Origin of the sequence: Kitasatospora sp. NPDC048365, from assembly GCF_043200835.1 — a bacterium.
GTDB lineage: Bacteria > Actinomycetota > Actinomycetes > Streptomycetales > Streptomycetaceae > Kitasatospora > Kitasatospora terrestris.
In genome coordinates this window covers 81886-88657 of record NZ_JBICYJ010000038.1, presented here as the reverse complement: position 1 = coordinate 88657, position 6772 = coordinate 81886, and the positions used below count along the sequence as shown (strand labels likewise).

At 73.1% G+C, this 6772-nt stretch carries 7 protein-coding genes; 2 read left to right on the top strand and 5 right to left on the bottom strand.

The window, feature by feature from the left end; all coding sequences use genetic code 11:
- Window positions 1–98: 98 nt before the first annotated feature.
- Genes ACGFX4_RS31205 through ACGFX4_RS31195 form a run of 3 tightly spaced genes read right to left on the bottom strand, consistent with a single transcriptional unit; the run spans window position 99 to window position 2731 of the window.
- Window positions 99–821: an HNH endonuclease gene (locus ACGFX4_RS31205; RefSeq protein WP_393081450.1), complete on the bottom strand. Its 723-nt coding sequence runs from the start codon at window positions 819–821 to the stop codon at window positions 99–101.
- Window positions 818–1756, bottom strand: coding sequence for an AAA family ATPase (locus ACGFX4_RS31200; RefSeq protein WP_393081447.1), 939 nt, complete (start codon window positions 1754–1756; stop codon window positions 818–820). The genes ACGFX4_RS31205 and ACGFX4_RS31200 overlap by 4 nt, the downstream gene beginning before the upstream one ends.
- A 27-nt stretch (window positions 1757–1783) precedes the next feature.
- Complete coding sequence (locus tag ACGFX4_RS31195) at window positions 1784–2731, bottom strand: LysR substrate-binding domain-containing protein (RefSeq protein WP_393081444.1); 948 nt, start codon at window positions 2729–2731, stop codon at window positions 1784–1786.
- Between the two features lie 160 nt (window positions 2732–2891).
- On the opposite strand from ACGFX4_RS31195, the gene ACGFX4_RS31190 reads away from it, so the two are divergent.
- Entirely contained in the window at window positions 2892–3443 is a 552-nt protein-coding gene (locus ACGFX4_RS31190) for a peroxiredoxin (protein WP_393081441.1), read from the top strand.
- 3 nt (window positions 3444–3446) lie between these two features.
- Window positions 3447–3977 carry an alkyl hydroperoxide reductase gene (locus ACGFX4_RS31185; protein WP_345698763.1) on the top strand — a complete coding sequence of 177 codons (531 nt, stop codon included), beginning with the start codon at window positions 3447–3449 and terminating at the stop codon, window positions 3975–3977.
- A gap of 66 nt (window positions 3978–4043) precedes the next feature.
- Here the strand turns inward: ACGFX4_RS31185 and ACGFX4_RS31180 are convergent, their stop codons facing one another.
- Together ACGFX4_RS31180 and ACGFX4_RS31175 are read right to left on the bottom strand one after the other, a co-directional pair.
- A complete protein-coding gene (locus ACGFX4_RS31180) occupies window positions 4044–5489 on the bottom strand; it encodes an AI-2E family transporter (protein ID WP_393081438.1) in 1446 nt (481 codons plus the stop codon).
- Window positions 5490–5873: 384 nt separating this feature from the next.
- Window positions 5874–6548, bottom strand: coding sequence for a transglycosylase SLT domain-containing protein (locus ACGFX4_RS31175; protein ID WP_393081435.1), 675 nt, complete (start codon window positions 6546–6548; stop codon window positions 5874–5876).
- Between the last annotated feature and the right edge of the window lie 224 nt (window positions 6549–6772).

The following is a 6772-nucleotide window of genomic DNA, read 5'->3' as shown; positions in this document are numbered from 1 at the left end:
CCGACGAGGGAGTCCATGCGGAGCATCGGCGACTGAGGAGAAGCCGTCGAGGTGCGTGCCCCGGCGGCGGCCCGCAGGCGGGGGTTTGAAGACGGACCCTAGCGGAACCTCCGGTCGGTGCGGGCGAGTTGGTGGAGGGCGAGCAGCACGTCGGGGCCGAGGACGGCCTCGGCGAGGACGGGCAGGCCGCGCAGCCGCAGCACGGCGCGCAGGACGTCGGCGTGGTGCAGCAGGCGCAGCGCCTCGGCGTACTCGTCGGCGTCGGCGGGCGCGGCCTCGTGCCAGGTCAGCAGCAGCGCCTTGACCACGGTGAACATCATCCGGCGGCCGCGCACCAGTTCGGCCCGGGCGTTCAGGCCGAACACCTCGATGGTGGCCGCGCCCTTCGGGGTGAGCGGGTCGTAGTCGCCGGAGGCCAGGTAGAGCCGCAGGTGGTCGGCCGGGTCCTCGCGGGACGGGTCGACCAGCAGCTGCTCGCCGGTATCCGGGTCGCGCGGGAAGCGGTCGCGTTTCTGGTTGCTGTTGCAGTGGGCGCAGGCCAGCAGGTGGTTCTGCCAGTCGAAGGTGCGCAGCGGGGCCTGGGCGATCGGCTCGAAGTGGTCGATGTCGGTGCCCAGGTTGTCGCCGCAGTACATGCAGCGTTCCAGCCCGGGCGCCATCTGCCGGAGCATCAGCCGCAGTTGGGCCTTCTGCCGGACGGCCTTGTGCCAGGCGGCGCGTCCGGTCGCGGTGTTGGGGCCGGCGGTGCGGATGGCGGCGGTGTGGCGGGCGAGTTCGGCGGCGAGGTGCGGCTGCAGGCGAGGCCGCTGCAGCGGGATCACGGCTCTCTGCCGAGCAGTCGGGCGGCGACCTCGTCCGCGCGGGCGCCGAGCGAGGAGTTCAGTTTGGCGCCCAGCTCGCGGTACTCGGCGAGTTCGGCGTCCGAGGCCTGCCCGGCGTACAGCTTGCGTTCGAGGCGGACCAGCAGGCGGCGCTCCGCCTCGGCGGCCGGCGAGTAGCTGCTCGGCAGGCCGAAGAGGTCGGAGACGGCGGTGTCGTCGCCGCTGCCGTAGAGGATCCGCTGGTGCAGGTCCTCGTCGAGGCGGTACGGGGCGCGGCCGGAGTCGGCGGGCGGCAGGTGGACCAGCGCGCCGGGGTCGGCCGCCTGGCAGACGTACGGGCTGTGCGCGGCGACGATGAACTGGGCCTGCGGGAAGTGGCCGGTCAGCCAGCCGCCGATGCGCTGCTGCCAGACGGGGTGCAGGTGGGCGTCGACGTCGTCGATCAGGATCGGGGCGTCGACGGGGGCGGCCGCGGCGACCGCGGAGGCGAGCAGGGCGAGGGCGGCGGTGCCGGCGCCGAGGTCGGCGAGCGGCACTTCCAGGCCCTCGCGGACCACGTACCGGCGGACCGGGTCGGAGACCTGCCAGCCGGGCGGCAGGATGCCGTCGGCGAGCAGCGCGGGGACCAGCGGGGCGCCGGACCGCGCGGTGACGTAGTGGGCGCGGCGCAGCCGGGTGGAGGAGGCGGTGGACAGCCGCCAGCGCGGGGCGCCGTCGACCTCGACCACGGCGTCCGGCTGCCCGGGGGCGAGCCAGCGGGCGGCGGCGACCGGCGGATGCGCGCCGAGTGCCAGCGCGAGCGCTTTCAGCAGGGTGGACTTCCCGGCGCCGGTCGGGCCGGCCAGCACCGTCCAGCCCGGTTCGCCGTCCAGCGCGAGATCCACCTCCCGCGGCCCGGCGAAGCACTTGAGCCCGGCAACCCTGACCCGCGACACGTACACGGCCCACCCCCGTCGACTCGATCACGTACCGGAGGTATGCCCCCGTTGGGGGCTGCTCCAATCGGTGATCCGGACCGGAAGCTCGCCGAGTGCCTCGCGCAGTGCGGCGGCGAAGCGGTCGTACTCAGGGGTGCGGGCGGAACCGGGGCGGTGGGCGAGGCCGATCCGCCGGCCGGGGGCGGGGGCGGCGAAGCGGACGGCGGCCAGCCGGTCGGTGCGGCCGGCCTCGACGTCGAGGGCGGTAGCGGGCAGCAGGGTCACCCCGAGCCCGCCGGCGACCAGTTGGACCAGGGTGGAGAGGCCGGCGGCCCGGGTGGTGGAGCCGCCCGCGTCGGCGCCGACCTCGCGGCAGATGTCGAGCGCCTGGTCGCGCAGGCAGTGGCCCTCCTCCAGCAGCAGGACGTCCAGGTCGAGCAGGACGTCCCGGGGGACGTCGACCCGGCCGGCGAGGTCGTGCTCGGGCGGGGTGACCAGGACGAAGTCCTCGTCGAAGAGCGGGATGTCGCGGGTCGGCGAGGCGCCGCCGGCGGGCAGCGCGAGCAGCAGGACGTCGAGCCGTCCGGCGGCCAGGCCGTCCAGCAGCGAGGGGGTGCGCTCCTCGTGGACGTGCAGCTCCAGGTCGGGGTAGCTGTCGCGGACCAGCCGGAGCACGGTGGGCAGCAGGTACGGGGCGACGGTCGGGATCACGCCCAGGTGGAGCGGGCCGGTGAACGGGCGGCGGGCGGCCTCCACCTCCTCGGTGAGCTCGTGCAGCGCGCCGAGCACCCGGCGGGCGTGGGCGGCGACCCGCTCCCCCAGCGGTGTGATGATCACCTTGCGTGTCGTACGCTCCACCAGTTGCGCGCCGAGGACCTCCTCCAGAGCGGCCACCGCACCGGACAGCGCGGGCTGGCTGGTGCCGATCGCGGCGGCGGCGTCGCGGAAGTGCAGGTGCTCGGCGACGGCGGCGAAGGCCCTCAGCTGGGCCACGGTCGGGGTGCGGTGCCTGGGCTGAACAGTACTGATAGCTCTCTCCGATCAGATACATCGAGTGTAGCTATTTCCCCGATCAGTCCACGATGTGGAACTGTGGATCACGTCCGCAATCCGGACGCACCCTCACCTCACGCTCTATCCAGGAGAAGCGAACGTGCTCACGATCGGTGACAAGTTCCCCGAGTTCGAACTCAACGCCTGCGTGGACCTCGACGCGGCGAACGCCTTCGCGCAGATCGACCACAAGACCTACGAGGGCAAGTGGAAGATCGTCTTCTTCTGGCCGATGGACTTCACCTTCGTCTGCCCGACCGAGATCGCCGCGTTCGGCAAGCTGAACGAGGAGTTCGCCGACCGTGACGCCCAGATCCTCGGCGTCTCCGGCGACAGCGAGTTCGTCCACCACGCGTGGCGCAAGGACCACAAGGACCTGCGCGACCTGCCCTTCCCGATGCTGGCCGACATCAAGCACGAGCTGATGCAGGCCTGCGGCGTCGAGGCCGCCGACGGCACCGCCCAGCGCGCCGTGTTCATCGTCGACCCGAACAACGAGATCCAGTTCGTCATGGTGACCGCCGGCTCCGTCGGCCGTAACCCCAAGGAGGTCCTGCGGGTGCTGGACGCCCTGCAGACCGACGAGCTGTGCCCGTGCAACTGGACCAAGGGCGAGGACACCCTCGACGCCCAGGCCCTGCTGGCGGGCTGACCCATGGCCCTGGACGAACTGAAGGCCGCACTCCCCGAGTACGCCAAGGACCTCAAGCTCAACCTGGGCTCGGTCATCGGCAACTCCGACCTGCCCGAGCAGCAGCTCTGGGGCACCGTGCTGGCCTGCGCGATGGCCACCCGCTCGGCGGCCGTGCTGCGCGAGCTGGAGCCCGAGGCCCGCTCGTACCTCAAGCCCGAGGCCTACGAGGCCGCCAAGGGCGCCGCCGCGATCATGGCGATGAACAACGTCTACTACCGGACGCTGCACCTGCTCTCCGACAAGGAGTACGGGACCATGCGGGCCGGCCTGCGGATGAACATCATCGGCAACCCCGGCGTGGACAAGGCCGACTTCGAGCTGTGGTGCTTCGCCGTCTCGGCGATCAACGGCTGCGGCCAGTGCCTCGACTCGCACGAGGGCGTGCTGCGCAAGGCGGGTGTCGACCGCGAGGTGATCCAGGCCTCCATCAAGATCGCCGCCACGGTCCAGGCCGTCGCCGCGGTGCTCGACGCCGAGGCCCAGCTCGTCTGAGCCCGGCCCACCGGACGACGAAGGGGCCCGGAGGACCGACAGGTCCTCCGGGCCCCTTCCGTTGCGCTACTTCGCCCGGGCGGCCTCCAGCGCCTCGAAGACCTCCTGGCCGGCGGCGTTGCGGCGGCGGAGGTGGCCGACCACCGTGTTGGTGACCGCGATCAGCGGGACGGAGACGATCGCGCCGGCGATGCCGCCGACGATCGAACCGGCGGCGACGCCGAGCACCACCCCGAGCGGGTGGACCCGCACCGCCCGGCCCAGGATCAGCGGCTGCAGGATGTGGCCCTCGATCTGCTGGACGGCCACCAGCACCACCAGCGTCATCAGCGCGGTGAACGGCCCGACCGCGACCAGCGCGATCAGCACCGCGATCGTCCCGGTGACCAGGGCGCCGACCAGCGGCACGAACGCCCCCAGGAAGATGATCACCGCCAGCGGCAGGGCCATCGGCACCCCGAGCAGTTCCATGCCGACGCCGATGAACAGGGCGTCGATGAAGGCCACCGCCACCGTCCCGCGCACGTACGCGGTGAGCGTCGCCCACGCCTTGGGGCCGGCCCCGGCCATCGCGTAGCGCGAGTGCAGCGGCAGGCCGCGCAGCACCCACCCCCAGATCCGGGCGCCGTCGTACAGCAGGAAGAAGGTGCTGAACGCGGTGAGCACCACACCGGTCAGCACCTCGACGGCGATGGTCACCCCGGTGAAGCCCGCCGAGGTGATCTGCTCGGAGTTGGTGCCGATCGCCTTGGAGATCTGGTCGGCGAAGTCGTTGATCTGCTGCTGGGTCAGGTGCAGCGGCCCGTCGACCAGCCAGTCGCGGACCGAGGTGACGCCCTCCTGGACCCGGCCGGTGACCTTGTCGAGGTTGGTGGACACCTGCCAGACCACGAACCAGCCGACCAGCCCGATGCCGGCGATGCCGCTGAGGAAGGTGCCCGCCGCCGCGAGCGAGCGCGGGACACCGTGCCGGCGCAGCCAGGAGACGGTCGGCTCCAGCAGCGCGGAGATCAGGATCGCGGCGAGCAGCGCGAAGGCGACCAGCCGCAGGGTGTCGACCACCCGGAAGACGATGTAGAGGGCGACGCCCAGCAGCAGCAGCCGCCAGGCGGACTCGGCGGCGACCCGCAGGCCCCACGGGACGGCCTCGGCGGGGGTGGCGGGCCGGCCGAGCGGATGGGTGCTCGGCGCGGCGAAGCGCACCGGCGTGCGCGGCGCGGGGACGGCCTGCCCGGCCCGGTCGCCGTCCGCCCCGTCCGCGGCATGCCGGTCGGCGGCGGCCGGCTCGGCGGCCACCGCCGCGGGCACCGCGGCGTGCAGGCGCTCGACCCGGGCGGCCAGCAACCGCGCCTCGGCGGCCTCCTGTTCGGCCTGCGCCCGTTCGGCCTCCGCGCGCTCGGCGGCGGCCAGGGCGCGGCGGTGCCGCTCGGCGGCGGCGAGCGCGCCGGCCGCCACCGCCCCGGCCTTGGCCAGCCCGCGCCAGCCCTTCGAGTCCCGCTCCTCTTCCGGCATGACCACCCCCCGTTAGACCGCTCCGCCGTGGATCGCGCCACGGCCGTCCCCACGACGCTACCCGGCCGTCAGGCAAGTGTGGCGACGGCCCCGGAAGCCGACGGAGAACCGCCGGTGACAAATCGGGACGGACCATCCGGTTTCAGACCGTCCCGGGTGGGGAGGAGGCCGATAGAGCCAACTGAACGCGGACCGGCCGGGGCCGGAGGTACCAGGACCCTCTCCGGCTCCCCGCGTCCGCACCACCGGCCGCACCGCCCGTGAGCGCACTGGTCAGCGCCGCCCGGGCGGCGCTGCCGGCGCTCCGCAGGCCGCTGTCTCGCGGCAGCACGAAGGCCCCGCTCCGCAAGCGCGGAGCGGGGCCTTCGGCACGATCGGTACGGCCTAGTACCAGTGGTGCGACTGCCAGAACGACCAGGCGCCACAGGGGCTGCCGTAGCGGCTGTTCATGTAGTTCAGGCCCCACTTGATCTGGGTCGCGGGGTTGGTCCGCCAATCGGCGCCGGCCGAGGCCATCTTGGAGCCGGGCAGCGCCTGGACCAGTCCGTACGCGCCGGACGAGGCGTTGGTGGCGGTGTAGTCCCAGCCGCTCTCGCGCTTGACGATCTGGCTGAAGCACTGGAACTGGTTGGCGTCGCCGACGATCTGCAGCGCCATGTCCTGGACGGACCCGGGGCTGATCGACGCGAGCGCACTGCGGGCGGCCGACCGGTTGGCCTCCTCCTGCTTGCGCTTCTCGTCGGCCGCCTTGGCAGCCTTGTCCGCGTCGGCCTTGGCCTGCGCGTCGGCGGCGGCCTTCTGCCGGGCGGCCTCTTCGGCAGCCTTCTTGGCGGCGGCGTCGGCGGCCACCTGCTGGGCGTTCGCCTGGGCGGCGAAGCCGTCGCTGACGTTCTGCGCCTGCAGGCCGGTGGGCACGTCGGCGAGCAGCGTGGCGCTCGCGACGTCGACCGTCTGGACGGCCTTGCCCTCACTACCCGAGGCGGCACCCACGACGGCACCCACGGCGGTCACCGCGGTGGCGGAGGCGACAGCGACTCCCCGGACCGAGATCCGAGTCACATGGTTTCCTTCCAGCAGCTCCCGTGCGCGACCGTACGGGTGCGATCTGCCCCTTGCACCGGCCTCCGCACTGCTCTGGTCACGGGAGGCGCTGGCCCGGCCGACCGGCCGAGCTGACCTCGGACGGGCGGTTGGATCGAGCGGCGTACGGCCTTTCGGTGTTCAGTTTTCCGCCCGCCGACCGGAGTTGCCGGGCGTAGATCTGCCGTACGCGGGGCCTGACA

Excerpts from the sequence above, each read along its gene's own strand:
- ACGFX4_RS31180 (WP_393081438.1), bottom strand. The coding sequence starts at position 5,489 with ATGCCGGAAGAGGAGCGGGACTCGAAGGGCTGGCGCGGGCTGGCCAAG.
- ACGFX4_RS31185 (WP_345698763.1), top strand. The coding sequence starts at position 3,447 with ATGGCCCTGGACGAACTGAAGGCCGCACTCCCCGAGTACGCCAAGGAC.